Below are 26,105 nucleotides of genomic sequence, written 5' to 3'. Positions count from 1 at the left end.
GACCGGCCATGCGCCTCTGGATCAGGAACCCGCTCGGCATCGTCGCCGAGGACGCCGGCAGTGGCGTGGTGGTCGAGCATGGCGCCATCGTCGAACTGGTGGCCGCCGGCAACGCTCCAGCGCAGCCGGTCGACCAGACGTTCGACGCCTCTGACCATGTCGTCCTGCCCGGGCTGATCAACACGCATCACCATTTCTATCAGACGCTGACCCGCGCCCATCCGGCCGCCATCGACCGTGAGCTCTTTCCCTGGCTGAAGGCGCTTTACCCGCTCTGGGCCCGGCTGACCCCCGACGATCTCAGGCTCGCAGTGCGGGTCGCACTGACCGAATTGCTGCTCTCCGGCTGCACCACCGCCGCCGACCACCACTATCTCTTCCCGAAAGGGCTGGAGAGCGCGGTCGATATCGCGGTCGACGAGGCACGCGCGCTCGGCATCCGCATGACCGTCTCACGCGGGTCGATGAACCTGTCGCAGAAGGATGGCGGGCTGCCGCCGGATGCTGTCGTGCAGGACGAGGAGACGATCCTGGCCGACAGCGAACGCGTGCTCTCGCTGTTCCATGATCCCAAGCCAGGCAGCATGATCCAGATCGCGCTGGCGCCTTGCTCTCCCTTCTCGGTAACGCCTTCGCTGATGGCGAAATCGGCCGAACTCGCCGCGCGCTTCGATGCACCGCTGCACACCCATCTCGCCGAGACGCAGGATGAGGAGGCCTACTGCCTCCAGGTTTACGGCAAGCGCCCGCTCGATCTTCTGGAGGATGTCGGCTGGATGCGGCCTAAGACCTGGCTGGCGCATGGCATCCATTTCTCCTGCGAGGAATGCGAGCGGCTGGGCCGGGCGGGCGTCGGTGTCTGCCATTGCCCGACCTCGAACGGCGTGCTCGCTTCCGGCTACTGCAGGACGCGCGAACTCGAGGCCGCCGGTTCGCCACTCGGCCTCGGCGTCGACGGCTCGGCCTCCAATGACGGTTCGAACCTGATGGAAGAGCTGCGCCACGCCCTTCTGATCAACCGGTTGCACTACAGGAGTGCGAGTGCTGTGACCGCGCGCGACGTGATCCGCTGGGCGACGGAAGGCTCGGCACGTTGCCTCGGCCGCGCCGATATCGGGCGGATCGCGCCTGGCATGCAGGCGGACCTGGCACTCTACCGGCTCGACGAGCTGCGCTTCTCCGGCGCGCATGATCCCGTCGCAGCCTTGGTGCTGTGCGGAGCGAACCGGGCCGACCGTGTCATGGTCGCAGGGCGCTGGCGGGTGGTCGACGGCGCGGTACCCGGGCTTGATGTCACTGCGCTGAGGCGGGCGCACAGGCTGGCGGCGAGGCGCTATGCATAAGCGGCCGTTCGCGCCTCAGAGCATGCTGCGAAAAAGTGGCAACGGTTTTTTCGCATAAAGCATGCTCTAAACTATGAGAGTCGATCACATTTGCGGCGCTTGGACGATTTCGTCCAAACGCAACGTGATCTAGCGTGTCGCCACGATAAACAGCCTTGGGAAGGGCAGCACCACCGTGCCATCCGGCATCGCGGGGTAAGCCTGCGCGATGAGGCCCTGATAGCGTGCGAGGAAGGCCTCGCGCTCGGCCTCGTCGAGCAGATCGAGAAGCGGACGCAAGGCGGCGCCCTTGAACCACTCGACCACGGCCGAAGCCCCGCCGGCGAGCGGATGATGATAGGTCGTGCGCCAGATATCGAGCCTTGTCGTGCCGCCGCGCAGCGCCCGATAATACCAGTCGGCGCCACGGCGCGCTGCACGCGCCTGCAGGGCTGGAGCGAGCTTGCCGGCCCAGGCCCCGTCAGCCGCAACCTCGCGCATCAGCACATGGGCCGGTTCGTCGAGATTGTCCGGCATCTGCACGGCGAGCGTGCCGCCGGGCGCAAGCTTCGCCACGAGCGAGGGCATCAGGACTTCGTGATCGGGCAGCCATTGCAGAACGGCGTTCGACAGGATCACGTCATAGGCGGCAGCCGGTTGCCATGAGGCGATATCGGCAACCTCGAATTGGATCGCGGGCAGGCGCTTGCGTGCGGCGGTGACCATGTCGGCGGAGCTATCCATCCCGCTGATCGCAGCGTCGGGGAAACGCGCCAGCAGAAGCTCGGTCGAGTTGCCGGGGCCGCAACCGATATCGACCGCGCGTGCCACCATCTCCGTCGGGACCTGGGCAAGCAGATCGCGAACCGGGCGGGTCCGCTCATCCTCGAATTTCGTGTACTGCCGCGCCGACCAGGTCATAGCGATCTCCATATCCTCATGAGCCGGAAGGCCCGCAATCAGAGCAGTTTCGCCAGATATTGCCCGTAACTCGACTTGCCCGTCAGCTTCGCCAGCTCGGCCAGCTGATCGCGATCGATGAAACCCTTGCGGAAGGCGATTTCCTCCGGGCAGGAGATCTTCATCCCCTGGCGCCGCTCCAGGATCTCGATGAACTGGCCGGCTTCCATCAGGCTCTCATGCGTGCCGGTATCGAGCCAGGCGAAGCCGCGGCCCATGATCTGCACGTGAAGCTCACCGCGGGCCATGTAGGCGCGGTTGATATCGGTGATCTCGATCTCGCCGCGCGCCGACGGTTCGATCCCGGCGGCGATGTCGAGCACATCATTGTCGTAGAAATAGAGGCCGGTCACCGCGAGATTGGATTTCGGTTCGGCCGGCTTTTCCTCGATCGAGATGCCCTTTCCCGCCGCGTCAAGCTCGACCACGCCATAACGCTGCGGGTCGGAGACGACATAACCGAAGACGGTCGCACCCTTCGGCCGCGCCACGGCTTCCGCCATCAACTCGGGCAGGCCGTGGCCGTAGAAGATGTTGTCGCCAAGAACCAGCGCGACGCGGTCGGCCCCGACGAAATCGCGCCCGACGATGAAGGCGTCGGCAAGCCCGCGCGGCTCGGCCTGCACGGCGTAGCTGAGCTTCAGGCCAAACTGGCTCCCGTCCCCCAGCAAGCGGGTAAACAGGGCCTGATCATGCGGGGTTGTGATGATCAGGATCTCGCGGATGCCGGCAAGCATCAGCGTCGAGAGCGGGTAGTAGATCATCGGCTTGTCGTAGACAGGCAGCAACTGCTTCGAAACCACCGAGGTCACCGGGTGCAGCCGCGTGCCGGTGCCGCCGGCGAGAATGATGCCCTTCATGAAACCCTCTGCGCCATCAACGAGGCCACGACCTCGCGCATGCGTTCCTGCCATGGCTTCGCGCGATAGCCAAAGGTCGTGGCGAACAGGGAGGAATCCAGCACAGAATTGGCCGGGCGGCGCGCCGGGGTCGGATAGTCCGCCGTCGTGATCGCTTCAACGACCGGATGCCGGCCGGTGAAGCGGGCCTGCTCGGCAATGATGGCGCTGGCGAAGCCGTGCCAGGTCGTCTCGCCCTGCCCGGCAATATGATAGGTGCCCCAGGGCTCGGCCCCGGCCAGCAACGCAGCGCGGACAGCGAGGATCGCCTCGGCAAGGTCGCGCGTCGCGGTCGGAGAGCCGCGCTGGTCGGCGACGACGCGCAGGACATCGCGCTCGGCGGCAAGGCGCAGCATGGTCTTCAGGAAGTTCGCGCCATGAACGCCGTAGACCCAGGCCGTGCGCAGGATGATATGGCGCGACTGCAGCGCCCGAATGCAGACCTCGCCCTCGCTCTTGCTCGCACCATAGGCCCCGAGCGGCGCAACGGGGTCGCTCTCGACATAGGGCCCGGCTTTGCTGCCGTCGAAGACGTAGTCTGTCGAAACCTGAAGGAGCGGAAGCCCGGCGTCGGCTGTCGCCTCGGCAAGAATGGCGGGTCCTTCCGCATTGGCGGCGAAGGCGGCCACCGTCTCGCTCTCGGCCCGGTCCACCGCCGTAAAGGCCGCGACATTGACCACCAGGCCGGGACGATGGGCCTTCAGGGCGGTCACAACAGCCGCGCGATCCGTGATGTCACCTTCAGCCCGCGTCAACCCGACGAGCGGAACGCCGCGTTCATGCGCCAGCGCCGTCAACTCGCGTCCGAGCTGGCCGCCGGCGCCAAAGAGCAGGATTGGTGCACCGTTCATGCGAGGCCGAGCCTCTCGCCGCGATAGAGCCCGCTCCGGATGCGGCCCCACCAGTCCGGATTGGCGAGATACCAACACACGGTCTTCTCCAGTCCGCTCTCAAAACTCTCCCGCGGGCTCCAGCCGAGCTCGCGCGCGATCTTTGAAGCGTCGATCGCATAGCGACGGTCATGGCCGGGCCGGTCGGCGACAAACCGGATCAGTTTTTCGCGCGAGCCGATGGCGACGTCGGGGGCCTGCCTGTCGACCAGGCCGCAGATCGCGCGCACGACGTCGAGATTGGTCCGCTCGGCATTGCCGCCGACATTGTAGCTCTCGCCGGGACGCCCGGTTGCCGCGATCAGGCAGAGCGCGCGCGCATGATCCTCGACATGGAGCCAGTCGCGCACCTGGCCGCCATCGCCGTAAACCGGCAGTTCCTTGCCTTCAAGCGCGTTCAGGATAACGAGCGGGATCAGCTTCTCGGGGAAGTGATAAGGCCCGTAATTGTTCGAGCAGTTGGAGAGCACGACCGGCAGCCCATAGGTGTGGTGCCAGGCGCGCACGAGATGGTCGGACGCAGCCTTCGACGCCGAGTAGGGCGAGGTCGGCTGGTAGGGCGTCGTCTCGCTGAACAGGCCTTCGGCACCGAGCGAGCCGAAGACCTCGTCGGTCGAGACATGGTGGAAGCGAAAGCTGATCTTCTCGTCCTGCGGCAGGGCGCGCCAATGGTCGAGCGCCACCTGCAGCAACACGAAGGTTCCGACGACATTGGTCTGGATGAAGGCGCCCGGCCCATCGATCGAGCGGTCGACATGGCTTTCCGCCGCGAGATGCATCACGATATCGGGCCGGAACGACGCAAAGGCCTCACGCATCGCGGCGAGATTTCCGATATCGGCCTGTAGGAAGGCGTAGCGCGAGCTGTTCTCGACCGGCTTCAGATTGTCGAGGTTGCCGGCATAGGTCAGCTTGTCGACAACCAGCACCTGATGCGGCGTCTCGGCAATCAGATGCCGGACCACGGCCGAGCCGATGAAGCCAGCGCCGCCGGTGATGAGAAACCGCTTCATTCAGGCGCCCTCATAGACGAAGGGACTGGCAAAGCCGGCAAAACCGGGCAGCTTTGCGTCCTTCTCGGAAATTGTCGTGGCCCCGGCCACCACCGGCCAGTCGATGGCAAGCGCCGGATCAGCCCAGAACAACCCGCCCTCGCTTTGCGGCGCATAGGGCGCGTCGACCTTGTAGGCGACCTCAGTGCCGGGCTCGAGCGTGCAGAAACCATGAGCAAAGCCGCGCGGCACGAAAAGCTGCTCGGCACCATCGGCACTGAGCAGCACCCCGCACCAGCGCCCGTAATGCGGCGAGCCGCGCCGGAGGTCGACTGCCACGTCGAAGATCGCGCCTTTGAGCACACGCACGAGCTTGGCCTGCGCAGCGGGCGCCGTCTGATAGTGCAGACCGCGCACCGTGCCGGCCTGCGCCGAAAGCGACTGGTTATCCTGAACGAAATCTGGCGCGATGCCAGCTGCCGCGAAAGGCTCGCGGCTATAGGTTTCCATGAAGTAGCCGCGGTCATCGCCGAAACGTCGCGGCCGGACCAGCACAGGCCCGGGAATGGCGAGAGGCGCGAAGGTAAAATTGGACATGGGGTCTCCTGCCTGGCCGCAGGTAGTCCCGCCGCCAGACCCCTGTCAACGACGCGCCGCCACCGCCGCGGTGGCATCATCCGGCGAAAACTCGCGCAGCTCAGGCAAACGCGCATGGATCCGCAGCAACAGGGCGGTGAGACTCGCAATCTCCTCGGCGGAGAAATCGGCCAGGATCAGGCTTTCACGTTGCAGGGCAACGGCGATCAAGCGATCATGCAGCTCATAGCCACTCTGCGTCAGCTGCAGCACCTGCCTGCGCGCATCGCGACTGTCCGCATTTTCGCGGACATGACCGGCCGCGACCAGCGCTGCCACGGCGCGACTGACCGCTCCCTTGTCGAGGCTGATGACCTCGCAGATGCGCTGCGCCACGATACAAGGCTCGATTGCAAGCTGCGAGATGATGCGCCATTCCGTGACGCCGACACCGAACAGGTCGAGATAGAGGCGGGACGAACTGCGCGACCAGGTGTTTGAGATCGTCGTCAGGAAATAGGGCACGTAGCCCGTAAGGTTGAGCACCTCCCGGTCCCCGTCACCACCCTCGGCCTTGCGGCGCCTCGTCGAAACCATGCTGCGCCCACTATCAATCCCTGAAGAACCACCAAATCGGGGATGGCGGCGTTCGGCAAGCGGAGTCTGCCGCAAACTATTCCGGCAGCGGAACCGCGAGCCCGACCTTGACGCGGTCCATCGCGACGAAAGTGCGGAACTTCCTGACATTGTTGTTGCCGAAGAAGAGCCGGCGCGTCAGTGCTTCATAAGCCGCCATGCTCGGCACCAGCATGACCAGCACGAAATCTGCCTCGCCGGTGACATAATAGCATTGCTGCACCTCGGGAGCCGCGGTGAACTCCTGCTTGGCGGCGTCGATCAGGTCGGCGCGCTCGCTCTCCAGCTCCACCTCGACGAAGATGGTGATCGCCTGGCCGAGCCGGGCGGGATCGACCAGAGCGACATTGGCCTGGATGACACCCGTCTCCTCCATGCGCTTGATCCGGCGCTGGACGGCGGGAGCCGACAGATTGACCGCTTCGCCGATCACGCGCTGCGGCGTCGTGTTGTCACGTTGCAGGATGCGCAGGATCGCGAGATCGAAGCTGTCCAGCGTGACCGCCGGCGAGGAGGATCGGGTCAAGAGCAGGGTCCAACGAAACAAACTTGCATTTCAGAGGGCCAAACACAGCGGTCATTTCGCCATGATTGCAATATCCATTCATTGTGCCAACGCGCAGGAGCGGCGATGTTTCTTCCCAACCACCACCCCGATCATCGCAAGCCGCTCGATCCGGTCGATGCCGAGACCCTGGGCATCGCCGCAGCCAGCGAGGTCGAGCGCCATCTGAGCTATCGCGAGAACCACGCCGAGACGCCGCTGCATGCCCTGCCGGCCATGGCGGCCGAATTGGGGGTCGGCGCGATCCACGTCAAGGACGAGAGCCATCGCCTCGGCCTTGGCAGCTTCAAGGCGCTTGGCGGCGCCTATGCCGTGTTCCGGCTGGTGCTGGAGGAGGCGAGCAAAACGCTCGGTCGGCCGGTCGATGTCGCCGAGCTCAGCAGCCCCGAGGTCCGGACTGTTGCGGCGGGGATGACAGTCGCCTGCGCCACTGACGGCAATCACGGACGCTCGGTCGCGCAGGGCGCCCAGCTCGCCGGGGCGAAGGCCGCGATCTTCGTGCATGCCCGCGTCAGCGACGAGCGTGTCGCGGCGATCGCCCGCTTCGGCGCGACGATGATCCGGGTCGAGGGCACCTATGACGACTCCGTCACGGAAGCTGCCCGCGTCGCGGAGAAGGAGGGCTGGACAGTCGTCTCCGACACCTCCTGGCCAGGCTATGAACGCATCCCCGGGCTGGTGATGCAGGGCTATACAGTGATCATCCGCGAGGCCCTGCGTGAACTCGCCGAGCCGCCCACACATGTCTTCGTGCAGGCGGGCGTCGGCGGCATTGCCGCTGCAGCTGCGGGCTATCTCGCCAATGCGCTCGGCGATAGGCGCCCCATTTTCGTGGTGGTCGACCCTGCACGCGCGGCCTGCATCTTCGAGACGGCGAAAGCCGGCCACCCGGTCAAGGTCGTCCATGGCGAGCCGACCGTGATGGCGATGCTCGAATGCTACGAGCCCTCGCCTATCGCCTGGCGTGTCCTGTCTCGTGTCGCCGACGGCTTCATGACCGTCGAGGACGAGGAGGCCATTGCGGTGATGAACCGGCTGGCGCGCCCCGCCGGCCAAGACCCAGCCATCGTCTCCGGCGAAAGCGGCGGTGTCGGCCTGGCCGGCGTCATCCGGGCTGCTGCTGACCCCGCGGTCAGGCAGCAGCTTGGGCTCGACGCGACCTCCCGCGTTCTCGTCATCAATACCGAGGGCGCGACTGACCCGGAGCGCTATGCCGAACTGACCGGCCTCTCCGCGCGAGCCGCCCAATAATGCGACGATGAATGCGCGCATCACCATCGAGGCAGGAAAGGCGCCGGGACGGGCAGAACTGGCCGCGACCCGCATCGCCTTCTTCGTCGCCGGGCTCGGCATTGCGGCATGGGCGCCCCTGGTGCCCTATGCGAAGGCGCGCACGAGCCTCGACGATGGTGCGCTCGGCCTGTTGCTGCTTTGTCTCGGCGCCGGCTCGATCCTGGCGATGCCGCTATCGGGGGCGCTGGCTTCGCGGTTCGGCTGCCGGCGCGTGCTGATCGGCGCGTCGCTGCTGGTTGCTCTCATGCTTCCAGCACTCGCGACCGCCGCGCAATTGCCGCTGCTCGGCCTGGCGCTGTTCATCTTCGGGGCCGGTATCGGTTCGCTGGATTGCGTCATCAACATCCAGGCCGTGATCGTCGAGCGAGCCAGCGGGCGCAGCATGATGTCCGGCTTCCACGGCCTGTTCAGCGTCGGTGGCATCGCGGGAGCGGCCGGGGTCAGCGGGCTCTTGATGCTGGGCGCGACACCGCTCTTCGCCACGCTGATCGTCGTCGCCATCCTCCTGGCTGCGATGGCCTGGGCTGCCTCAGGACTTCTGCCTTATGCCGGCAAGGGCGAAGGTCCGGCCTTCGCCATTCCGCACGGCGCCGTGCTCTTCATCGGCGTGCTCTGCTTCGTCGTCTTCCTGGCCGAGGGCGCCATGCTGGACTGGAGCGCCGTCTTCCTGACGGATCTGCGCCAGGTCGATGCCGCCTATGCCGGACTTGGCTACGCGGCGTTCGCCAGCACCATGACGATCGGTCGGCTGATCGGCGACCGCTTCGTGCAGCGCCTCGGCCCCCAGCGCATCATCATATCGGGCGGCCTCTGCGCAGCGGCAGGGCTCGTGCTCGCAACGCTCGCACCATCCTGGCTGGCAGGCCTCGCCGGCTATGCGCTTGTCGGCGCCGGCTGCTCGAACATCGTGCCGGTCCTCTACACTGCGGTCGGTCGACAGAAGTCCATGCCCGAGCATATCGCCGTGCCCGCGATCTCGACGCTGGGCTATGCCGGGATCCTTGTCGGGCCCGCAGCTATCGGCGCCGTCGCGCATCTCGCGAGCCTACCCATAGCCTTCCTGATCGTCGCGGCGCTGCTCATCGGTGTCGCAGCCAGCGCTCCACGGTTGCGCATATGAGTTCTGCATCTCTCATACCGCCGCGAAGCACGTCCATGGGAGGCAGGTCATGACTGCGCTCTCGACGGGTCCGGTTCATCATCCTGATTGGCAAGACACGCGAATGGGTACGACATCAGAGCGGACGCGAACCATGGACCTCATCTACCAGACCCATTCGCCCTATGCGCGCAAGGTCCTGGTCTTTGCCCATGAGGCGGGAATCGCCGGACAGCTGCGCGTCGTCCACCAGGAGACGAGCCCGACCAACCGCAACGACGACGTCTTCGCCGTCAATCCGCTCGGCAAGGTTCCCGTCCTCGTCCTCGCCGATGGCGAGGCGATCTTCGATTCGATCGTGATCTGCGACTATCTCGCCAGCCTCGACGGCGGCATCCGGCTCATTCCGCAGGGCGGACGAGCGAGACGGTCCGCGCTTCGCCTGCAGGCGCTCGCCCAGGGATTGTGCGATGCCGGCATTGCGCTGCGCTGGGAAACCGTACGCCGCCCCGAAGCCCTGCGATATCCGCCGCTGGCGGAAGGGATGACGGCTAAACTCGTCGAATCCTATGACCACCTCGAACGCGAGGCCGATTTCGACGCGCCGCTCCATGTCGGCCATATCGCGCTTGCGACCGCCCTTTCATGGCTGGAATTCCGCGAGCTGCCGGCCTTCGAGCCTGGCCGGCCACGACTGGCGCACTGGTATCGCTCCTTCTCGGAACGCCCCTCGATGCGCGCCACGCTCTATGACGGCGAGACGCATGACTGATCGCAGGGCCAGTTCGCCCGGCGGCCAACGCCCGGCTTCAGAATGGTGGAGAGAGACATGACCACGCTCGACCAGAACACCCTCGAACGCGAGATGACGGGGTGGCGGCGTGACCTGCACGCCCATCCCGAATTCGGTTTCGAGGAGAAGCGGACCTCCGCCTTCGTCGCGGCCAAGCTTAGGGAGTTTGGCCTCGACGATGTGGCCGAGGGCGTTGGGGGCACCGGTGTCGTCGGCACGCTGAAGCGCGGCAGCGGCCACCGCGCAATCGCGCTTCGGGCGGATATGGACGCTCTGCGCATCTCAGAGCAGGCCGAGCACGCCCACCGCTCGCAAACGCCCGGTACCATGCACGCCTGCGGCCACGACGGCCATACCGCCATGCTGCTTGGCGCGGCCAAGCTGCTGGCCAGCGAGGGCGGGTTCGACGGCACCGTGCGCTTCCTCTTCCAGCCTGCCGAGGAATGGGGCAGAGGCGCGCTCGCCATGCTCTCCGACGGGCTGATGGAGCGCTTCCCCTTCGAGGAGATTTTCGGGCTGCACAATGCGCCGGGATTACCTGTCGGTCAGTTCCAGACACGCGCCGGCTCGATCATGTCGGCGGAGGATAATTTCGAGATCGTGCTCAAGGGCATCGGCGGCCATGCGGCGCGCCCGCATGTTGGCAATGAGGCCCTGATCGCCGCCTGCGCGCTCGTCACCAATTTCCAGACCATCGTGTCGCGGCGGCTCAGCCCGACTGATATCGGCGTCGTCTCGGTGACCGAACTCATCACCGACGGCACGCGCAACGCCCTGCCCGGCCTCGCCCGCATCCTTGGCGATGCCCGCAGCTTCCGACCGGAGGTAAGCGCCGAGATCGAGAAGCAAATGCGCATCATCGCGGAAGGCACGGCGCTCGCCTATAATGTCTCGGCCGAGGTGACCTATACGCGCGAATTCGTGCCGCTGGTGAATGACGAGGCGCTGGCAGGAGAAGCCCTGACCGCCGCGAGAGGCGTGTTCGGCGCGGAGAATGTCGCCACCGCCCGCGAGCCGATGACCGGCTCGGAGGATTTCGCTCGTTTCCTCGACCATGTGCCGGGCTGCTTCGCCTTCGTCGGCAATGGCTCCTCGGCGCCCTTGCACAATCCTTGCTACGACTTCGACGACGCCGGCCTCATCCACGGCGCACGCTTCCATGTCGCGATCACGCGGCAGCGCCTGCGCCTTGCCTGACCACCGCCCGTCGCCCTGCTGCTTCCCCGATCCGGAGCTCTCCCATGGCCCATTCCCTCACATCCGGCACTGCCAGCCCCCTCCGGGGGCCCGGTCCGAACCAGCCGGCCCTCGACTCCGACGCCGTCTGGGAGGCGCGCACCGATCTCGCCGCCTGCTTCCGCATGGCGGCGCGCCATGGGCTGGAAGAAGGCATCTGCAACCATTTCTCGGCGCTGGTGCCGGGTTATGACGACCTCTTCATCGTCAATCCCTATGGCTGGGCCTTCCGCGAGCTGACGGCCTCGAAGCTGCTGATCTGCGATTTGCACGGCAATGTCGTCGCTGGCGAGGGGCAGCCCGAGGCGACGGCCTTCTACATCCATGCCCGCATCCACAAGGCGATCCCGCGCGCCAGGGTCGCCTTCCACACCCATATGCCCTATGCGACCGCGCTCTCGATGACCGAGGGCGAGCCGCTGATCTTCGCCGGCCAGACCTCGCTGAAATTCTACGGCCGGACTGCCGTCGACCGCGATTACAATGGGCTTGCGCTCGACGAGAGCGAGGGTGACCGCATCGCCGGCGCCATCGGCGACGCCGACATCGTCTTCATGAAGCATCACGGCGTCATGGTGCTTGGTCCGACGATCGCCGAGGCCTGGGACGATCTCTACTATCTCGAGCGCGCCTGCGAGGTGCAGACCCTGGCGCTTTCGACCGGGCGCCAGGTCCTGCCCGTTGCGCCCGCGATCGCCGAAGCTGCCTATCGCCAGATGCGCGAAGGCGACCCGGAATCGGCCAGGCTGCACCTCGCCTCGATCAGGCGCACGCTCGATCTCGAAGAGCCCGCCTATCGCAGCTGAGCGGCGAGCGTGGGTTTCTTCGCCCTGTCATCCATGCGTCCGGCGCGATTGAGCCGACCGCCTGAAACAACTCGACAAGAGCCGACGGGCGGCGCTAGCTTCGTTGGAAGGACTATAGGGTAACTGGCGGGGCGGTACGTTGGTACCGAGGCCCTGCCATCAGTCGCGGGAGTTGTCACCGTGATGTCCGATGGTGCCAAGGCCGAAACTGGGGCTGAATTCAGGCCTGCAACGCGACGGCAGGAGTTCCTTGCCTTCATCGTCCTGGCGATCCTGATCTGGCCGGTCATCGCAGTCGGCGTCGTCGGCGGCTATGGTTTCCTGATCTGGATGCTGCAATTGGTCTTCGGACCGCCCGGCCCACCACGGTGAGGGCCCGGCCATGGCAGAGCGCGGGATCGATCTCGGCAAACGCGGGTTTCTGAAGGGGCTTCTCCCCTCGGATCCCGCCGTCATTCGCCCACCCTGGTCCGTCGAAGAAACCATCGCGAGCGCGTGCACGGGATGCGGCGCCTGTATCAGCGCCTGCCCGCAAGCAATCATCAGGCTCGATGCCCGGCAGCGACCCGAGATCGATTTCAGCTCGAGCGAATGTACCTTCTGCGGAGCCTGCGCCGAGGTCTGTTCGGAACCTGTTTTTGATCGCGCGCGGCCTGGTTTCCAGCACATCGCCTTGATCGGGGACATGTGCTTTGCCGCACGCGGCGTCGTCTGCCAGAGCTGCGGCGATGCCTGCCCGGAAGCGGCGATCCGCTTCCGCCCGCGCCGTGGCGGCCCTGCCTTGCCAGAACTCGCGGTCGATCAATGCACCGGCTGCGGCGCCTGTATCGCGGCTTGCCCGGCCGCCGCCATCGGAACGCGTCCCACGGCGGCGGAGGCAGCCCATGCCTGAGGCTCAAGCCGGCCGCACCATCCATATTTCCAGCGCCGTCGTCACGGCCTTCCCGGAGCATTGCGACGCGGTCGTGCGCCAGATCAATGCACTGCCCAACACCGAGGTTCATCGTGTCGAGAACGGCAAGATCGTCGTCGTGATGGAAGCCGAGAGCACCGGCGAGATGGGTAGCAGGCTCACCGGCATCGCACTGATGGACGGCGTACTTTCGGCAAACTTCGTCTTCGAACAGATCACCACCCTCGACGACATTGGAGCTGGATCATGACCCTATCCCGTCGCGAGATGCTGAAGGCGCAGGCGGCGGGCATCGCCGCTGCCGCCGCCAATATGAGCCTGCCCGCCGAAGCCCAGCCTGTCGCTGGCGGCGTCGACACGCTGGAGATCACCTGGTCGAAGGCGCCATGCCGCTTCTGCGGCACCGGCTGCGGCGTGATGGTCGGCGTCAAGGAAGGCAAGGTCATCGCCACCCATGGCGACATGAAAGCCGAGGTCAATCGCGGCCTGAACTGCGTGAAGGGCTATTTCCTCTCGAAGATCATGTATGGCGCCGACCGGTTGACGCAGCCTCTGCTGCGCAAGAAGGGCGGCGTCTACGCCAAGGACGGCGAGTTCACGCCGGTCTCCTGGAACGAGGCTTTCGACGTCATGGCTGCGCAGGCCAAGCGCGTGCTGAAGGAGAAGGGACCGACCGCGGTCGGCATGTTCGGCTCCGGCCAGTGGACGATATTCGAGGGCTATGCCGCGACCAAGCTGATGCGCGCCGGCTTTCGTTCGAACAATCTCGACCCCAATGCCCGCCACTGCATGGCATCCGCCGCCGTCGCATTCATGCGGACCTTCGGCATGGACGAGCCGATGGGCTGCTATGATGATTTCGAAGCCGCCGACGCCTTCGTGCTCTGGGGCTCGAACATGGCGGAGATGCACCCGATCCTGTGGACGCGTGTCGCCGACCGAAGGCTCGGCCATCCGCATGTCAAGGTCGCCGTGCTTTCGACCTTCACCCATCGCAGCGCCGACCTTGCCGACATCCCGATCATCTTCAAGCCGGGCACCGATCTGGCGATCCTGAACTACATCGCCAACCACATCATCATGACCGGCCGGGTGAACCAGGACTTCGTCGGCAAGCACACCATCTTCGTGAAGGGCGCGACCGATATCGGCTATGGCTTGCGGCCCGACGACCCGCGCGAGGTCAAGGCCAGGAAAGCGGCCGATGTCGGCGCGACCACGCCGATCGATTTCGAGGCCTATGCCGCCTTCGTCAAGGACTACACCCTGGAGAAGGTCTCGGCCCTGACCGGAGTCGAGCCGGGTTTCCTGCAGCAGCTCGCCGAGCTCTATGCCGATCCGAAGCGCAAGGTCGTCTCGTTCTGGACGATGGGCTTCAACCAGCATGTCCGCGGCGTCTGGGCGAACCAGATGGTCTATAACCTGCATCTGCTGACCGGAAAGATCTCGGAGCCCGGCAACAGCCCCTTCTCGCTGACCGGGCAGCCCTCCGCCTGCGGCACGGCGCGCGAGGTCGGCACCTTCGCCCACCGCCTGCCGGCCGATATGGTCGTGACCAATCCGGAGCACCGCAAGCATGCCGAGGAGATCTGGCGGATCCCCGCCGGCACGATTCCGGAAAAGCCCGGTTACCACGCGGTCGAACAGGACCGCATGCTCAAGGACGGCAAGCTCAATTTCTACTGGATCCAGGTCAACAACAACCTGCAGGCGGCGCCGAACAGCAGCAACGAGACCTATCCAGGCTACCGCAACCCCGAGAACTTCATCGTCGTCTCGGACGCCTACCCGACCGTGACGGCGATGGCCGCCGACCTCATCCTGCCTGCAGCGATGTGGGTCGAGAAGGAAGGCGCCTATGGCAATGCCGAGCGCCGCACCCATGTCTGGCACCAGTTGGTCAAGGCTCCGGGCGAGGCCCGCTCCGACCTCTGGCAGTTGATGGAGTTCTCGAAGCGCTTCACCACCGACGAGGTCTGGCCGGCGGAGCTGCTGAATGCAAATCCGAACTATCGCGGCAAGACCCTGTTCGACGTGCTGTTCCGCAACGGCACTGTCGACCGCTTCGCCGCCAGCGAGATCGACCCGGCCTATGACAATTTCGAGGCCAAGGATTTCGGCTTCTATGTCCAGAAGGGTCTGTTCGAGGAATATGCCGGCTTCGGCCGCGGTCACGGGCATGATCTTGCGCCCTACGATACCTATCACGAGGTGCGCGGCCTGCGCTGGCCGGTGGTCAACGGCAAGGAGACGCTCTGGCGTTACCGCGAGGGCCTCGACCCCTATGTCAAACCTGGAAAGGGTTTCGAGTTCTACGGCAACCCTGACGGCAAGGCGCGGATCATCGCCGTGCCCTACGAGCCGCCGGCGGAATCGCCGGACAACGAGTATGATCTTTGGCTGGTGACAGGGCGCGTGCTCGAGCACTGGCATTCCGGCTCGATGACGATGCGCGTGCCCGAGCTCTTCAAGGCTTTCCCCGGCGCACGCTGCTTCATGCACCCGGACGATGCCCGCAAGCGCGGGCTCAACCAGGGTGCAGAGGTCCGGTTGATTTCCCGCCGTGGCGAGATGCAGACCCGGGTCGAGACGCGCGGGCGCAACCGCATGCCCGAAGGCGTCGTCTTCGTTCCCTGGTTCGACGCCAGCCAGCTCATCAACAAGGCCACCCTCGACGCGACCGATCCCATCTCCAAACAGACGGATTTCAAGAAATGCGCGGTCAAGATCGTAGCGGTCTGAGCCTGATGCGCTCCTGGAGCGTCCTTGGAACTGCCCTGGCAGCTCTTGTCGTCCTCTGCTTCGGCGCGCTCTCGCAGGAGAGCGGCCGGATCAACATCGTGCCGCGGCTGACCGGCGCCGCGCCTCCGATGGGCGTCGTCAACACTCCGCCGCTCGACCGCCCGATCGTCGACGACGTCAGGCGCATGCGGAACTACCCGGAGCAGCCGCCGATCATTCCGCATTCGATCGACGGCTATCAGCTGACGCTGAACACCAACCGCTGCATGGATTGCCACAAGCGGGAGTTCACCGAGGGTTCCGGCGCCCCGATGATCAGCATCACCCATTTCCAGGACCGGGACGGACAGGTGCTCTCGGACGTGACGCCACGGCGCTATTTCTGCACCGCCTGCCATGTCCAGCAGACCGACGCCCGCACGTTGGTGCCGAATACGTTCCAGGACGCAAACACGATTGGCCGCAAGCGGTAACGGGGCGCCGACATGGGCAAGCTGAAGGCTCTCTTCCTGCGCGCGTGGAACCTCGCGGTCTGGTTCTGGCGGGTCATCAGCCGGCCCAGCGCCTATCTGTCGCTGGGCTTCCTGACGCTCGGCGGCTTCGTCTGCGGCGTCATCTTCTGGGGCGGTTTCAACACCGCGCTCGAGGTCACCAACACCGAGAAATTCTGCACCTCCTGTCACGAGATGCGCGACAACGTCTATCAGGAGCTGACCCAGACGATCCATTTCTCCAACCGCTCGGGCGTGCGGGCCAGCTGTCCCGATTGCCATGTCCCTCATCAATGGACAGACAAGATCGCCCGCAAGATGCAGGCTTCGAAGGAGGTCTGGGGCAAGATCTTCGGCACGATCTCGACACGCCAGAAATTCCTCGACCACCGGCTGGAACTCGCCAAGCATGAATGGGCGCGGCTGAAAGCGAACGACTCGCTGGAATGCCGGAACTGCCATTCAACCATCGCGATGGACTTCACCAAGCAGACGCGACGGGCAGCCGAGATCCATAGCCGCTTCCTGATCCCGAAAGAGAAGACCTGCATCGACTGCCACAAGGGCATCGCCCATCTCTTGCCCGACATGACCGGCATCGAGCCCGGCTGGAAGGAAGCCCCCGAGCTCCAGGGCAAGGGCAGCGCCTCCTGGCATGAGCCGGAGCGGGAATTGCGCGCCTATCTCGCCGGCATCGAGACGCGCTGAGGAGGCTCAGGCCGCGGCTTGAAGCGCTCCGCGCGCTGCGAGATGGATGCCCGCCAGCATGCAGCGCACAGAGCCACCCGCGAGCTCGATGGTCGGCACGTCGAGCGGCAAAAGGTTCGCGAGGCCTTCCAGCACTGCGCGCTGCTCCGGGCGCAGTGCCTGCAAGGCGCGCGACGAGAGCGCGACGACGCGATCGTTCCTGCCCTGCAGCTCGATTGCATTGCCGGCAAACTCGTTGATCTGCTCGTGGTCGAGATCGATGACGACGCGGCCCTGGGCCAGACGCTCCGCAATCTCGTCGCGGCGCGCGACATCGCGAATGGTGGCCAGCCCGATCAGGCAGAAATCCGTGCCGATGCACATCAGCACATTGGTGTGATAGATCGCCCGGCCCGCCGCATCGACCGCGTCGAAGACCACGGGTTCGAAATTGAAATGCGTGCAGAAGCGCTCCAATGCCACCTCATTGGTGCGATTCGAGCGTGCGGCATAGGCGACGCGCTCGATATGATCGAGCACCATCGCGCCGGTGCCTTCGAGATAGACCCCGTCCTGCTCCAGCCCGGAATAGTCGATCACGTCCTGCACGCGGTAGCGGTGCTTCAGCATCTCGATGACGTCATGCCGCCGCTCCTTGCGCCGGCTCGGCGAGAACATCGGATAGAGCGCGACATGGCCGCCGGAATGGGTCGAGAACCAGTTGTTGGGGAAGACGGAGTCGGGCGTCGCCCGGCCCTCGTCCTCGAAGAGATGCACGGCGATGCCGGCTTCCTCCAGTCGCGCCGCGGCGCGCGTCACTTCACGATGCGCTTCGGCAGCGATGGCAGATGCGCTGCGCGCCGCATCGGTGCCCTGAAAGAGATTGTCGGCGGCCGTCGCCGGGTTCGGGCTGAAGTGATGCGGACGGATCATCACGACGCTGCGCGGCGCCTGGACGGAGAGCCTTTGCATCACCGCGCCCCGAGAACAGCACGAGGCGCGGCGGCCGGCGCGCTCAGCAGGCCGAACAGGTTGCGCGGGTCTTCCGGCTCGGTGAGGAGGTCGATCTCGTCATAATAGTCGGTGCCCTCGACCTGATCGCGCAGATAGCGCAGGGCCGAAAAATCCTCGGTGGCAAAACCGACGGAATCGAAAATGGTGATCTGGTCCTCCGTGCGGCGACCCTTCGTCTCGCCGACAATCACGCGCCAGAGTTCCGTGACCGGGAAATCCGGCCCCATCTGCTGGATCTCGCCCTCGATCCGGGTCTGCTCGGGAAATTCGACGAAGACATCGGCGCGCAGCAGGATGTCGCGCTGCAGCTCGGTCTTGCCCGGACAATCCCCACCGACCGCGTTGATATGCACCCCGGCACCGATCATGTTGTCGGAGAGGATCGTCGCCTTGAGTTTGTCGGCCGTGACCGTGGTGATGATGTCGGCGCCAAGCACGGCCGCTTCGGCGCTGCTCGCCACCTCGATCTCAAGCCCGTGCCCCGCGAGATTGGCCATGAATTTCGCGGTCGCGGCCGGATCGATATCGTAGACCTGCAGGCGCCGGATGCCGTTCAGCGCCTTGAAGGCAAGCACCTGGAACTCCGACTGCGAGCCGAGGCCGATGATCGCCATCACCGCGGCATCTTCACGGGCGAGATAGCGCGCGGCAACGGCCGAGGTCGCGGCGGTCCGCAGCGCTGTGGTGATCGTCATCTCGGAGAGCAGGCGCGGATAACCGGTCTCGACATCGGAAAGTACGCCAAAGGCCGTCACCGTCTGCAGCCCGGTGCGCGTGTTCTTGGGGTGGCCGTTGACATATTTGAAGCCATAGAGCTCGCCGTCGCTGGTTGGCATCAGCTCGATCACGCCGTCAGGAGAATGGCTGGCGACACGCGGCGCCTTCTCGAACAAGGTCCAGCGCCGAAAATCCTCCTCGATATAGCCCGCGAGGCCAATCAGATAAGGCTCGATGCCGGTGGCAGCGATCAGCCGAACCATGTTCTCGACGCCTACATACTGAACCATTGGTCGGCCCTCCCTGCGCGATTTCTGGAATGGAGAGCATTCTAGCCAATGCAATTTGCACACTGAATTGCGAACAAGTTCAGATTTTCTCTGTTTGTTGATCAATTTGCCTACTTCGTTTAGACAGATTGTCATGCATATCTTCGACGAGCTCGATCACCGCCTGATCGCCGCGCTGCGTGAGGACGGGCGCGCGCCGATCTCGAAGCTCGCCACCATTCTCGGCGTCTCACGCGCGACGGTTCAGACCCGGCTCGACCGGCTGATCGAGTCGGGCGCGGTGCTCGGCTTCACCGTGCGCTCCCGCCAGGACTATGATGACAAGGCCATTCGGGCGATCATGATGATCGAGGTCACTGGCCGCTCGACGACGGCGGTGATCAGGCAGATGCGCGGCCTGCCGGAACTGCACTCGCTGCACACGACCAATGGAACCTGGGACCTGATCGCAGAGATCCGCGCCTCCAGCCTCAGCGATTTCGACCGCGTGCTGCGCGAGGTGCGCACCATCGACGGTATCCTCAACAGCGAAACCAGCATTCTGCTCAGCTCGGTGTAGAGACCGGGAGTGCCTTGCGGAGCGGTGGTCAGCCGGCCTGCCGCTGCGCCAGATCGCTGATCTCGGGAAGCGGACAGAGGCTGCCGCAACCGGCGACGCCCGGGAGCAGATAGCGCAAGCAGCAGACCTTCCGTTGCCTCGTCGGCTCCCCGTCGAGCAGCGGATAGCGCACCGCGCCGCACATCGGATTGCGCCGCCCCGCAGCATCCGTCTGGCGCTCCAGCCAGAGGCGCGCCTCGCTGAGCGCGACCGGATGGACCTGTCCGGTGGTCAGCGCGCCTTGCACGGTCCATTCGAGAATGGCGGCGGCGTTGGTCCAGAGCACGCGCTGCGACACACCGAACTGGCTGGCAACATGCCGGACCAACGGCTCGACATGGCCGTCGACGAGCCGCGCGAACCGGTCGGCGGCGCCGGCATGCGGCTTGCCGTCATGCGTAATGACAAGAGCCGCCGTCCGCCCATCCTCATGCTGCGCAATACCAACCTGATCGAGATCGATCGGCAGGTCGCGATCGAGCATCAGGATCGCCGCGGCGGTCGGGATGACCAGCGCCGCGAAATGCCACTGCGTCCACATCGAGACGAGCGCCCGTCGATCGCCACCCGGATAGGTCCTGGCGAAGCGTGACATCAGGCCTTCGATGACGACCCCGTCCAGCAGATCGCGACCCGGCATCACCGAAACGTGCTCGCCCGGCAGGGCGAGCTTGTCCTTGTACCAGGCGAGGGCCTCCGGGAAGCAGGGCGCGAGCGACGGGATCATCTGCCGCTAGGCATTCGCCGCCGGCGCGGGCAGATTGCGCGCGACAGGCTGGGACCGGGCGGCGCGCACACTCAGCGCGGCTGCGAGAGGAGCGGCGGCCAGCGCGAAGGCGGCTGCCAGAGCGAAGCAGGTGCCGTAGCCGAAATGTTGCGAAACCCAGCCTGCACCGATGCCGCCAGCCATGCTGACGAGCGCGTCCATGCATTGCAGCAAAGTAAAGTCGATGCCGGCCTGGCGCGGGTCGGAGAGCGCCATGAACTGGGCATAGAGCGCAACGAAACCGAGCGCCATCACGCCCGATGAGCTCGCCAGCGCCAGTCCAAGCAGCACGGGTTGGGGAGCGCCGCCGTTCCAGGCTGCGGCGGCAAGGCCAGCGAGCGAGACAGCCTGCAGGACGAGCGCGAGCATCATCACCGTTCGCGCGCTCCACAGCCGGACGAGCGCGCCGCCCAGGAGCGCGCAGGCAAAACCAACGGCCATTCCACCGACACCATTGACGATGCCGAGCGAGACGAGGTCGAGCCCTGAATCGATCAGGAACGGCCCGAGCATGGCGACGCCCCATTTCTGGGCGACGACATAGATCGCCGCCAGCAGCAGCCCGATCCGCATGTCCTTGCGCCGAAGCGCCTGACGCAACGATGGCTGATGCGTGCGCAAACCGGGTGAAGGCGGCGCCGGCGACAGGATGAAGGGCAAGGCGAGCACCAGCAGCAGAGCCGCCATCGCAAGGGTCGCAATTCCCCAGCCCAGGCGCGCGACGAGCACCAGGAAGAGCCCGGAACCGAGCGCCGAACCAAGATAGGCGCCGCCGACCTGGGCGGCATTGCCCCAGCCGTGATGGCGTTCGGACAATGCCTCGACCGCATGTCCGTCGCAGGCGATGTCGCCGGTCGACGCTGCAAGGGCGATCAGCACGAAGACGCCGATCAGGGGAACAAGGCTGGTCGGGCCGACCAGGCTGGCAAGACAGAGGCCAGCGGCCGAAATCAAGGCGGTGACGAGGACGATCGAGCGCGACCGGCTGCGGCCCTGCGACGGCAGCCGGTAGCGCTCAACCGCCGGCGCCCAGAGAAATTTCAGCGCCCAGGGCAGGACGGCGAGGTAGGTCAGGCCGATCTGGTCGAGCGGCAGGCCGCGATCCCGCAGCACGCTCGGCAAGGCGATGAAGGTCAGCCCGCCGATGATGCTCTGGCCGACATAAAGCCCGCCGATGGCGAGCACGATGGCGGCCGGCGAGGACAGGTCACGGGCAGCGGCCTCCCCGGTTCCGATGGCGCTCACCAGCGGTAACGCAGGCTGGCAATGACCTTGCGCCCTTCGTCAAAGTAACAGAACCCGGCCGTGCAGTTCTGGGTAACCTCGTCGAGCAGGTTGGTGGCGTTGACCTGAATGCGCATGCCCTTCAGCCGCGCGTCGAGGTTCTCGAGGTCGTAGCGGACCGAGGCATCGACGAAGGTCCGCGCCTTGTTGTCGAGCACCGCGCGGTTGAGGTTGTCGCCAAGGCTCGAACCGACATAGCGCACACCGCCGCCGATCCCGAACCCCTTCGCCGCGCCCTGCTGCACGGTGTAGTCGAGCCACGCCGAGGCCATGTGATAGGGGACGCTCGTCAGCCGGTTCCCGACCGTCTCCGGCGTCAGCTTCAGGATCCTGGCATCGTTGTAGGAATAGGAGGCCTGGACGCTCAGCCCATCCGCCAGTGACGCAACACCCTCGATCTCGAAGCCCTTGGAGCGCAGATCGAGCTGCACCTGGCGATTGAGGCCGTTGACGACCTCGTAGACCACCGCGTTCTCCTGCTTCAAGCTGAAGACGGCAGCGCGCAGGGCGGCATTATACCCCGGCAGATCGTATTTAACGCCGGCCTCGACCTGCTCGCCCGTCGTCGGGACCGCGACCGAGCCATCCAGCACCGTGCCGGAGTTGGGCACGAAGGAGGTGCCATAGCTGACATAAGGCACGACACCGAGCTCCGTGACATAGCTCAGCGCGGCACGGCCAGTGAACTTGCCCTCGCGGCTCTTGCTCTCGGTCGGCGCGGCCCCCGCTGCACCAGCCTCGAACTTGCTGTTCAGCCAGTCATAACGGCCGCCGGCGGTCACGCGCCAGTTCTGCCACTTGATCTGGTCCTGGAGGTAGATGCCGGTCATCGTCTGGGTTTGCCCGGTCCGCCAGAGGAAAGGCGGATTGGCTCCCAGCGGCACACCGCCATAAGCCTCCTTGCTCTTGTAGCTGAGATGGCTGACGTCGACGCCGGCCAGGAGCGTATGATCGAGCGCGCCCGTCTGCAGCCGGCTTTCAAGCATCGTATCGATCGAGAAGCCCTGCGTGTTCTCACGCGTCAGGCCGGGGGTGCCGATATAGACGTATTGCTGATTGCCGCCGAGCTTCGAGTACCGGGCTCGCTGCCGCAGCGTGAACACGTCATTGAACCGGTGCTCAAATTCGTAGCCGAGCCGGGCCTGCTGCTGGCGGAAATCATTGTAGCGCTTGTCGCCGCCGAAGACCTTCGTCGCCCCGATCACCTTCGAGGCGACATTGCCCTGCCTGTCGATCCACGGACCGTATTCGTTGACATAGGCCGCTGTGCCGCCCGTGGTCGAATCCATGTACTCGCCGAGGACGGTGAGCTTCGTCGCCTCGTTCGGCTTCCAGGTCACAGCCGGAGCGATGAAGACGCGATCATCCTTGATGGCGCTGATCCCGGTCTTGGCGTCGCGTGCCAGGCCGGTCAGACGGTAGAGCCAGGTGCCGTCGGCATTGACCGGGCCGGAGAGATCGAAATTGCCCTGGAGACGGCCGAACGAGCCGCTCTGGATCTCCACCTCGCGGAACGGGGTTTCGGTCGGTCGCTTCGAGATGATGTCGACGATGCCGCCGGTGCTGCTGGCGCCATAGATCGAGGCGGCCGGCCCTCGCAGGATCGTAATGGCCTCGACGCCATAGGGTTCGAGCCTGAACAGCCCGTTGGGGCTGCCGATCTGACGCAGCCCATCGCGGAACACACCGTTCTGGGTGACATCGATGCCGCGGATGGTGAAGGCGTCGTAGCGCGGATCGAAGCCATAGGTCCCGACACGCACTCCCGGCGTATAGGACAGAGCCTCGAGCAGTGACTGCGGCTTGCGCTGCTCGAGCTGGATCTGCGTAACCGTTGAAACCGATTGCGGCGTCTCGAGAAGCGGCGTGTCGGTCTTGGTGGCGCTGCGCCCCGAGGTCGCAACATAGCCATTCGTCGAGATGATGCCGCTCAGCTCGCTGCGCCCTTCGACAACGACCTCCTCGAGCCGGATGGGGCGCTGTTCGGGCGATTGCGCCAAGGCGACGTTCGACGCCAGAACAATAGCGGACAATCCTAGAACAGCAAAACGGAGAGGCACGGCGCGTCGCTTTCGCAAATCGATAATTTGCGCGGCCTATCAGCGTCAGTATATGCGAGTCAATTATCTATAGTTTTTAATTATTAGAATCAAAATACAAAAATAAATCTCAAATCTTAGGTACGCGTACGTATCTATAGTTATAAATCACATCTATTTCTGAAATTATTGACCTCGCGAGCTTATAAGGACAGGAAATCGACATAGAGCCATCAAGCTCCTTCCGGCGTGACAGCATCGCGCCCCCCTGCCCCATACGAAGCAGCGCACGAGCCGGCAGCAGCGAACACAGCGGGCCTGGACTGTAGGATTCTGCACTTGCAAAGGTATTCGGCCGTGCCGCGCCGGTTTGATGAAGCTGCGATAGCTTTCGTTGCCGAGCAGCCTACGCCCTACCCGAATGGCGGGTCATGGCGTCACCACCGCGCGGTGAGCCGCTGCTTCGCCACATATCCACGCCCGGAACGCCGCAATGGCCGGCCTTTCCGCGGAAATCTCGGGGCAGACCAGATAATACTGATGCGGCCCTCTGACCTGATGCGGGAAGGGCCTGACGAGGCGACCCGCATCAAGATAATCCCCGATCAGGACATTGGTGGCGAGGGCTATTCCCTGGCCGGATGCGGCCGCCTGCAAGGCGAGGAACATATGCGAGAAGCGCGGCCCTCGCGTCGCGTCGATGTCAGGCAACCCGACCGCAGCCAGCCAGCGCGGCCAGGTGACATAGTCGAGGATTCCCTCCGGATTCTCATGCAGCAGGGTGTGATGACGCAAATCCGCTGGCTCGTTCAGGGGCCGCTCGGGGTCACCGAGAAGCGTCGTGCTGCAGACGGGAAAGAAATTCTCTTCCATCAGCAAGTCCGAGCGCAGGCCGGGATAGACGCCGCGGCCGGAGCGGATCGCCACATCGACATCTTCGCCTTCAAAATCGGTCAGACTCGTCGAGATCGAAACACGTACCTCAAGATCGGGGTGGCGCTCCTTCAACGAACCGAGACGCGGGATCAGCCAGCTCAAGGCGAAGCTCGGCAACGTGCTGACGGTCAGTATATTGGGCGCGTTCGGCCGCAGAGCGCGCGCCGTGGCCTCGTTGAGCTGATCGAGCAGCAGTGAAACGGTCGCGGCGTAGCGCTCCCCGACGGCCGTCAGGGCGACGCCCTTGCTCGGCAGGCGACTGAAGAGAGGGCGTCGCAGCCAGGCTTCAAGCGATCTTACCTGCTGGCCGACCGCGCTGGCGGTGACGGCGAGTTCGTCCCCGGCCCGCTCGAAGTTGAGGTGCCGGGCCGCGGCCTCGAAAGCGCGCAGAGAGGTCAAAGGCGGAAGGTGGCGACGCGTCATGGCGAACGAAGAAAACCTTGGGCTGAAGCGAAGAAGTTCGCATTTGCTTGGAACCCAGGCAAGGCGCAGATTCCCTAGCGAAACATGTGTCAAAGGAGGCCGTCATGTCGACTAGGCCAGCCATAGAAAACCTTCTGCCGTTCCCGGTCGCGCCGTCTGTTCACGGCCTGTCGCGCCTGCTGCTCCGTCTTGAAACCTGGCTTAACGCCAAGGCGAGCGCACGCGCCCTTTACCGCATGGATGACCGCGCACTGTCCGATATCGCGCTCTCCCGCAGCGATGTGGAACGCGTTAACGCCACGGTCCGACTGCCGGACTGACAGCTTTTGCTGGCAGGCGCTGGCACTAGGATCCTTGTGGTGCTTGATCCTGCATTCGAGCAGCACGTGGCCTGGCTTTCGGCCGGTTTCGTCGACACCGAGAAGCGCGACCTCATGATCCTCGATAGGTCTTGGCCAGGTACTCGGTGATCGCCTTGGCATCGACCTCGTCGATCGGGACGCGGTAGGTCTTGATCATCTTCTGCACCTCGGCGTCCCAGAAGGCCCGGCCGTTCCTCGGCGGCTGGACGTTGAGGTCATCGATCGGATGGCACGACATTCAGTTGTTCTTTGCTGCCTCGAAGCCGGAACCGAGGCCGGGCCTGAGCACCGCCGCCTCAGTGGGCAGCTGCTAGGTTTTCGGCACTGCCAGCGCCACCCCGGCAAGGCAGAGCCCGAAAGCCGACACCCCAATGACGCGCAAGGTCACGGCTGCCTGCTTCATGCGGCCATCACGCGCGCATATAGCCCGCCGGATTCCACAAAGGCTCGATCCGCTGTGATTGGCCGATCCGGTTGGTCGCCTGACCATCAGCACATGTTCGCCCTTGGGCAGCCGCACCGCAGCCTCCATTCGCGGCACGAGGCCTGGTGCCGACAAGCGGCATAGCTGGGGCGTCGCGCGGTCGAAACGACGCTTTCAACAAAATGCGAATCGGCTGTTGACACCCGAAACCTGATTCGCTTAAACACTGCTCATCGAGACGGCGCCGCCGCTGGCGGGGCCGCTCTACTGCGCTTCATGAGCATGTTAGGCCTTGTCGCCGAGCGATCGGCGGGCTTATCTGTCGTTGTTGATGCGCCGCTGTTTGAAAACT

The 26,105-nt window shown here is 64.9% G+C and carries 28 protein-coding genes; 14 read left to right on the top strand and 14 right to left on the bottom strand.

What is annotated here, in order from left to right; translation table 11 throughout:
• Positions 1-8: 8 nt before the first annotated feature.
• On the top strand, positions 9-1,343 hold the full coding sequence (locus tag FG93_RS29725; RefSeq protein WP_043242266.1) for an 8-oxoguanine deaminase: 1,335 nt from the start codon (positions 9-11) through the stop codon (positions 1,341-1,343).
• Between the two features lie 129 nt (positions 1,344-1,472).
• Here FG93_RS29725 and tam read toward each other — a convergent pair whose 3' ends face one another.
• The 7 genes from tam to FG93_RS29690 form a co-directional block, all read right to left on the bottom strand.
• A complete protein-coding gene (gene tam / locus FG93_RS29720) occupies positions 1,473-2,243 on the bottom strand; it encodes a trans-aconitate 2-methyltransferase (RefSeq protein ID WP_043242294.1) in 771 nt (256 codons plus the stop codon).
• A 38-nt stretch (positions 2,244-2,281) separates the two neighbouring features.
• Entirely contained in the window at positions 2,282-3,142 is an 861-nt protein-coding gene (gene rfbA / locus FG93_RS29715) for a glucose-1-phosphate thymidylyltransferase RfbA (protein WP_043242263.1), read from the bottom strand.
• Complete coding sequence (gene rfbD, locus FG93_RS29710; RefSeq protein WP_043242260.1) at positions 3,139-4,032, bottom strand: dTDP-4-dehydrorhamnose reductase; 894 nt, start codon at positions 4,030-4,032, stop codon at positions 3,139-3,141. The genes rfbA and rfbD overlap by 4 nt, the downstream gene beginning before the upstream one ends.
• Positions 4,029-5,084 carry a dTDP-glucose 4,6-dehydratase gene (rfbB, locus tag FG93_RS29705; protein ID WP_043242245.1) on the bottom strand — a complete coding sequence of 352 codons (1,056 nt, stop codon included), beginning with the start codon at positions 5,082-5,084 and terminating at the stop codon, positions 4,029-4,031. The genes rfbD and rfbB overlap by 4 nt, the downstream gene beginning before the upstream one ends.
• Positions 5,085-5,660, bottom strand: coding sequence for a dTDP-4-dehydrorhamnose 3,5-epimerase (gene rfbC / locus FG93_RS29700; RefSeq protein WP_043242244.1), 576 nt, complete (start codon positions 5,658-5,660; stop codon positions 5,085-5,087). It lies immediately after the preceding gene.
• Positions 5,661-5,705: 45 nt separating this feature from the next.
• A complete protein-coding gene (locus tag FG93_RS29695; RefSeq protein WP_052514372.1) occupies positions 5,706-6,236 on the bottom strand; it encodes a MarR family winged helix-turn-helix transcriptional regulator in 531 nt (176 codons plus the stop codon).
• Positions 6,237-6,312: 76 nt separating this feature from the next.
• Positions 6,313-6,801, bottom strand: a complete 489-nt coding sequence (locus tag FG93_RS29690) for an Lrp/AsnC family transcriptional regulator (RefSeq protein WP_043242243.1) — start codon at positions 6,799-6,801, stop codon at positions 6,313-6,315.
• Between the two features lie 105 nt (positions 6,802-6,906).
• Here FG93_RS29690 and FG93_RS29685 point away from each other — a divergent pair, with 105 nt between their 5' ends.
• The 11 genes from FG93_RS29685 (at position 6,907) to FG93_RS29635 (ending at position 16,921) form a co-directional block, all read left to right on the top strand.
• On the top strand, positions 6,907-8,091 hold the full coding sequence (locus FG93_RS29685) for a diaminopropionate ammonia-lyase (RefSeq protein ID WP_043242241.1): 1,185 nt from the start codon (positions 6,907-6,909) through the stop codon (positions 8,089-8,091).
• Positions 8,092-8,098: 7 nt separating this feature from the next.
• The gene (locus FG93_RS29680; protein WP_043242240.1) at positions 8,099-9,253 is read left to right on the top strand and encodes an MFS transporter; all 1,155 of its coding nucleotides are present in this window, start codon (positions 8,099-8,101) and stop codon (positions 9,251-9,253) included.
• A gap of 133 nt (positions 9,254-9,386) precedes the next feature.
• Positions 9,387-10,004, top strand: a complete 618-nt coding sequence (locus tag FG93_RS29675; protein WP_043242238.1) for a glutathione S-transferase family protein — start codon at positions 9,387-9,389, stop codon at positions 10,002-10,004.
• 57 nt (positions 10,005-10,061) lie between these two features.
• Positions 10,062-11,222, top strand: coding sequence for a M20 aminoacylase family protein (locus FG93_RS29670; protein WP_043242237.1), 1,161 nt, complete (start codon positions 10,062-10,064; stop codon positions 11,220-11,222).
• A 44-nt stretch (positions 11,223-11,266) separates the two neighbouring features.
• Complete coding sequence (locus tag FG93_RS29665; RefSeq protein ID WP_043242234.1) at positions 11,267-12,067, top strand: aldolase; 801 nt, start codon at positions 11,267-11,269, stop codon at positions 12,065-12,067.
• A 183-nt stretch (positions 12,068-12,250) separates the two neighbouring features.
• A complete protein-coding gene (gene napE / locus FG93_RS29660; protein ID WP_043242233.1) occupies positions 12,251-12,439 on the top strand; it encodes a periplasmic nitrate reductase, NapE protein in 189 nt (62 codons plus the stop codon).
• A gap of 10 nt (positions 12,440-12,449) precedes the next feature.
• Positions 12,450-12,959 (top strand): ferredoxin-type protein NapF, encoded by a 510-nt coding sequence (gene napF, locus FG93_RS29655; protein WP_043242232.1) that lies wholly within the window; start codon positions 12,450-12,452, stop codon positions 12,957-12,959.
• Positions 12,952-13,230 carry a chaperone NapD gene (locus FG93_RS29650; RefSeq protein ID WP_043242231.1) on the top strand — a complete coding sequence of 93 codons (279 nt, stop codon included), beginning with the start codon at positions 12,952-12,954 and terminating at the stop codon, positions 13,228-13,230. Before napF ends, FG93_RS29650 begins: the two co-directional genes overlap by 8 nt.
• Positions 13,227-15,722, top strand: coding sequence for a periplasmic nitrate reductase subunit alpha (gene napA / locus FG93_RS29645; RefSeq protein ID WP_043242230.1), 2,496 nt, complete (start codon positions 13,227-13,229; stop codon positions 15,720-15,722). The genes FG93_RS29650 and napA overlap by 4 nt, the downstream gene beginning before the upstream one ends.
• Positions 15,695-16,195 carry a nitrate reductase cytochrome c-type subunit gene (locus FG93_RS29640; protein ID WP_043242229.1) on the top strand — a complete coding sequence of 167 codons (501 nt, stop codon included), beginning with the start codon at positions 15,695-15,697 and terminating at the stop codon, positions 16,193-16,195. Before napA ends, FG93_RS29640 begins: the two co-directional genes overlap by 28 nt.
• Positions 16,196-16,207: 12 nt before the next feature.
• Positions 16,208-16,921 carry a cytochrome c3 family protein gene (locus tag FG93_RS29635; protein WP_043242228.1) on the top strand — a complete coding sequence of 238 codons (714 nt, stop codon included), beginning with the start codon at positions 16,208-16,210 and terminating at the stop codon, positions 16,919-16,921.
• A gap of 6 nt (positions 16,922-16,927) precedes the next feature.
• Here FG93_RS29635 and ctlX read toward each other — a convergent pair whose 3' ends face one another.
• The gene (gene ctlX, locus FG93_RS29630; protein WP_043242227.1) at positions 16,928-17,872 is read right to left on the bottom strand and encodes a citrulline utilization hydrolase CtlX; all 945 of its coding nucleotides are present in this window, start codon (positions 17,870-17,872) and stop codon (positions 16,928-16,930) included.
• Entirely contained in the window at positions 17,872-18,921 is a 1,050-nt protein-coding gene (locus FG93_RS29625; protein ID WP_043242226.1) for an ornithine cyclodeaminase, read from the bottom strand. Before FG93_RS29625 ends, ctlX begins: the two co-directional genes overlap by 1 nt.
• Positions 18,922-19,054: 133 nt before the next feature.
• On the opposite strand from FG93_RS29625, the gene FG93_RS29620 reads away from it, so the two are divergent.
• On the top strand, positions 19,055-19,480 hold the full coding sequence (locus FG93_RS29620) for an Lrp/AsnC family transcriptional regulator (protein WP_043242225.1): 426 nt from the start codon (positions 19,055-19,057) through the stop codon (positions 19,478-19,480).
• 28 nt (positions 19,481-19,508) lie between these two features.
• Here the strand turns inward: FG93_RS29620 and fhuF are convergent, their stop codons facing one another.
• The 4 genes from fhuF to FG93_RS29600 all read right to left on the bottom strand — a co-directional run bounded on the left by fhuF (position 19,509) and on the right by FG93_RS29600 (position 24,967).
• On the bottom strand, positions 19,509-20,246 hold the full coding sequence (gene fhuF / locus FG93_RS29615) for a siderophore-iron reductase FhuF (RefSeq protein WP_052514371.1): 738 nt from the start codon (positions 20,244-20,246) through the stop codon (positions 19,509-19,511).
• 6 nt (positions 20,247-20,252) lie between these two features.
• Entirely contained in the window at positions 20,253-21,521 is a 1,269-nt protein-coding gene (locus FG93_RS29610; protein WP_052514373.1) for an MFS transporter, read from the bottom strand.
• Between the two features lie 5 nt (positions 21,522-21,526).
• Positions 21,527-23,569 (bottom strand): TonB-dependent siderophore receptor, encoded by a 2,043-nt coding sequence (locus tag FG93_RS29605; RefSeq protein ID WP_052514370.1) that lies wholly within the window; start codon positions 23,567-23,569, stop codon positions 21,527-21,529.
• Positions 23,570-24,037: 468 nt separating this feature from the next.
• Positions 24,038-24,967 carry a transcriptional regulator GcvA gene (locus FG93_RS29600; RefSeq protein ID WP_043242223.1) on the bottom strand — a complete coding sequence of 310 codons (930 nt, stop codon included), beginning with the start codon at positions 24,965-24,967 and terminating at the stop codon, positions 24,038-24,040.
• Positions 24,968-25,071: 104 nt separating this feature from the next.
• On the opposite strand from FG93_RS29600, the gene FG93_RS29595 reads away from it, so the two are divergent.
• The gene (locus FG93_RS29595; protein WP_043242222.1) at positions 25,072-25,287 is read left to right on the top strand and encodes a DUF1127 domain-containing protein; all 216 of its coding nucleotides are present in this window, start codon (positions 25,072-25,074) and stop codon (positions 25,285-25,287) included.
• 112 nt (positions 25,288-25,399) lie between these two features.
• Here the strand turns inward: FG93_RS29595 and FG93_RS33995 are convergent, their stop codons facing one another.
• Positions 25,400-25,567: a hypothetical protein gene (locus tag FG93_RS33995; RefSeq protein WP_348270498.1), complete on the bottom strand. Its 168-nt coding sequence runs from the start codon at positions 25,565-25,567 to the stop codon at positions 25,400-25,402.
• Positions 25,568-26,105: the final 538 nt, after the last annotated feature.

The organism is Allobosea sp. LC85, from assembly GCF_000735605.1.
GTDB lineage: Bacteria > Pseudomonadota > Alphaproteobacteria > Rhizobiales > Beijerinckiaceae > Allobosea.
Note: the sequence above shows the minus strand (reverse complement) of the source record. Positions and strands in the feature narration are given on the sequence as shown.

What these genes read in the sequence shown, in the direction of transcription:
- FG93_RS29685 (WP_043242241.1), top strand. Translation starts at nt 6,907, where the DNA reads ATGTTTCTTCCCAACCACCACCCCGATCATCGCAAGCCGCTCGATCCG.
- FG93_RS29665 (WP_043242234.1), top strand. Translation starts at nt 11,267, where the DNA reads ATGGCCCATTCCCTCACATCCGGCACTGCCAGCCCCCTCCGGGGGCCC.
- fhuF (WP_052514371.1), bottom strand. Translation starts at nt 20,246, where the DNA reads ATGATCCCGTCGCTCGCGCCCTGCTTCCCGGAGGCCCTCGCCTGGTAC.
- ctlX (WP_043242227.1), bottom strand. Translation starts at nt 17,872, where the DNA reads ATGCAAAGGCTCTCCGTCCAGGCGCCGCGCAGCGTCGTGATGATCCGT.
- FG93_RS29670 (WP_043242237.1), top strand. Translation starts at nt 10,062, where the DNA reads ATGACCACGCTCGACCAGAACACCCTCGAACGCGAGATGACGGGGTGG.
- rfbB (WP_043242245.1), bottom strand. Translation starts at nt 5,084, where the DNA reads ATGAAGCGGTTTCTCATCACCGGCGGCGCTGGCTTCATCGGCTCGGCC.
- rfbD (WP_043242260.1), bottom strand. Translation starts at nt 4,032, where the DNA reads ATGAACGGTGCACCAATCCTGCTCTTTGGCGCCGGCGGCCAGCTCGGA.
- FG93_RS29635 (WP_043242228.1), top strand. Translation starts at nt 16,208, where the DNA reads ATGGGCAAGCTGAAGGCTCTCTTCCTGCGCGCGTGGAACCTCGCGGTC.
- napF (WP_043242232.1), top strand. Translation starts at nt 12,450, where the DNA reads ATGGCAGAGCGCGGGATCGATCTCGGCAAACGCGGGTTTCTGAAGGGG.
- FG93_RS29695 (WP_052514372.1), bottom strand. Translation starts at nt 6,236, where the DNA reads ATGGTTTCGACGAGGCGCCGCAAGGCCGAGGGTGGTGACGGGGACCGG.
- FG93_RS29625 (WP_043242226.1), bottom strand. Translation starts at nt 18,921, where the DNA reads ATGGTTCAGTATGTAGGCGTCGAGAACATGGTTCGGCTGATCGCTGCC.
- FG93_RS33995 (WP_348270498.1), bottom strand. Translation starts at nt 25,567, where the DNA reads ATGTCGTGCCATCCGATCGATGACCTCAACGTCCAGCCGCCGAGGAAC.
- napE (WP_043242233.1), top strand. Translation starts at nt 12,251, where the DNA reads ATGTCCGATGGTGCCAAGGCCGAAACTGGGGCTGAATTCAGGCCTGCA.
- FG93_RS29650 (WP_043242231.1), top strand. Translation starts at nt 12,952, where the DNA reads ATGCCTGAGGCTCAAGCCGGCCGCACCATCCATATTTCCAGCGCCGTC.
- FG93_RS29680 (WP_043242240.1), top strand. Translation starts at nt 8,099, where the DNA reads ATGAATGCGCGCATCACCATCGAGGCAGGAAAGGCGCCGGGACGGGCA.
- rfbA (WP_043242263.1), bottom strand. Translation starts at nt 3,142, where the DNA reads ATGAAGGGCATCATTCTCGCCGGCGGCACCGGCACGCGGCTGCACCCG.
- FG93_RS29640 (WP_043242229.1), top strand. Translation starts at nt 15,695, where the DNA reads ATGCGCGGTCAAGATCGTAGCGGTCTGAGCCTGATGCGCTCCTGGAGC.
- FG93_RS29595 (WP_043242222.1), top strand. Translation starts at nt 25,072, where the DNA reads ATGTCGACTAGGCCAGCCATAGAAAACCTTCTGCCGTTCCCGGTCGCG.
- FG93_RS29725 (WP_043242266.1), top strand. Translation starts at nt 9, where the DNA reads ATGCGCCTCTGGATCAGGAACCCGCTCGGCATCGTCGCCGAGGACGCC.
- FG93_RS29620 (WP_043242225.1), top strand. Translation starts at nt 19,055, where the DNA reads ATGCATATCTTCGACGAGCTCGATCACCGCCTGATCGCCGCGCTGCGT.
- FG93_RS29600 (WP_043242223.1), bottom strand. Translation starts at nt 24,967, where the DNA reads ATGACGCGTCGCCACCTTCCGCCTTTGACCTCTCTGCGCGCTTTCGAG.
- rfbC (WP_043242244.1), bottom strand. Translation starts at nt 5,660, where the DNA reads ATGTCCAATTTTACCTTCGCGCCTCTCGCCATTCCCGGGCCTGTGCTG.
- FG93_RS29675 (WP_043242238.1), top strand. Translation starts at nt 9,387, where the DNA reads ATGGACCTCATCTACCAGACCCATTCGCCCTATGCGCGCAAGGTCCTG.
- tam (WP_043242294.1), bottom strand. Translation starts at nt 2,243, where the DNA reads ATGACCTGGTCGGCGCGGCAGTACACGAAATTCGAGGATGAGCGGACC.
- napA (WP_043242230.1), top strand. Translation starts at nt 13,227, where the DNA reads ATGACCCTATCCCGTCGCGAGATGCTGAAGGCGCAGGCGGCGGGCATC.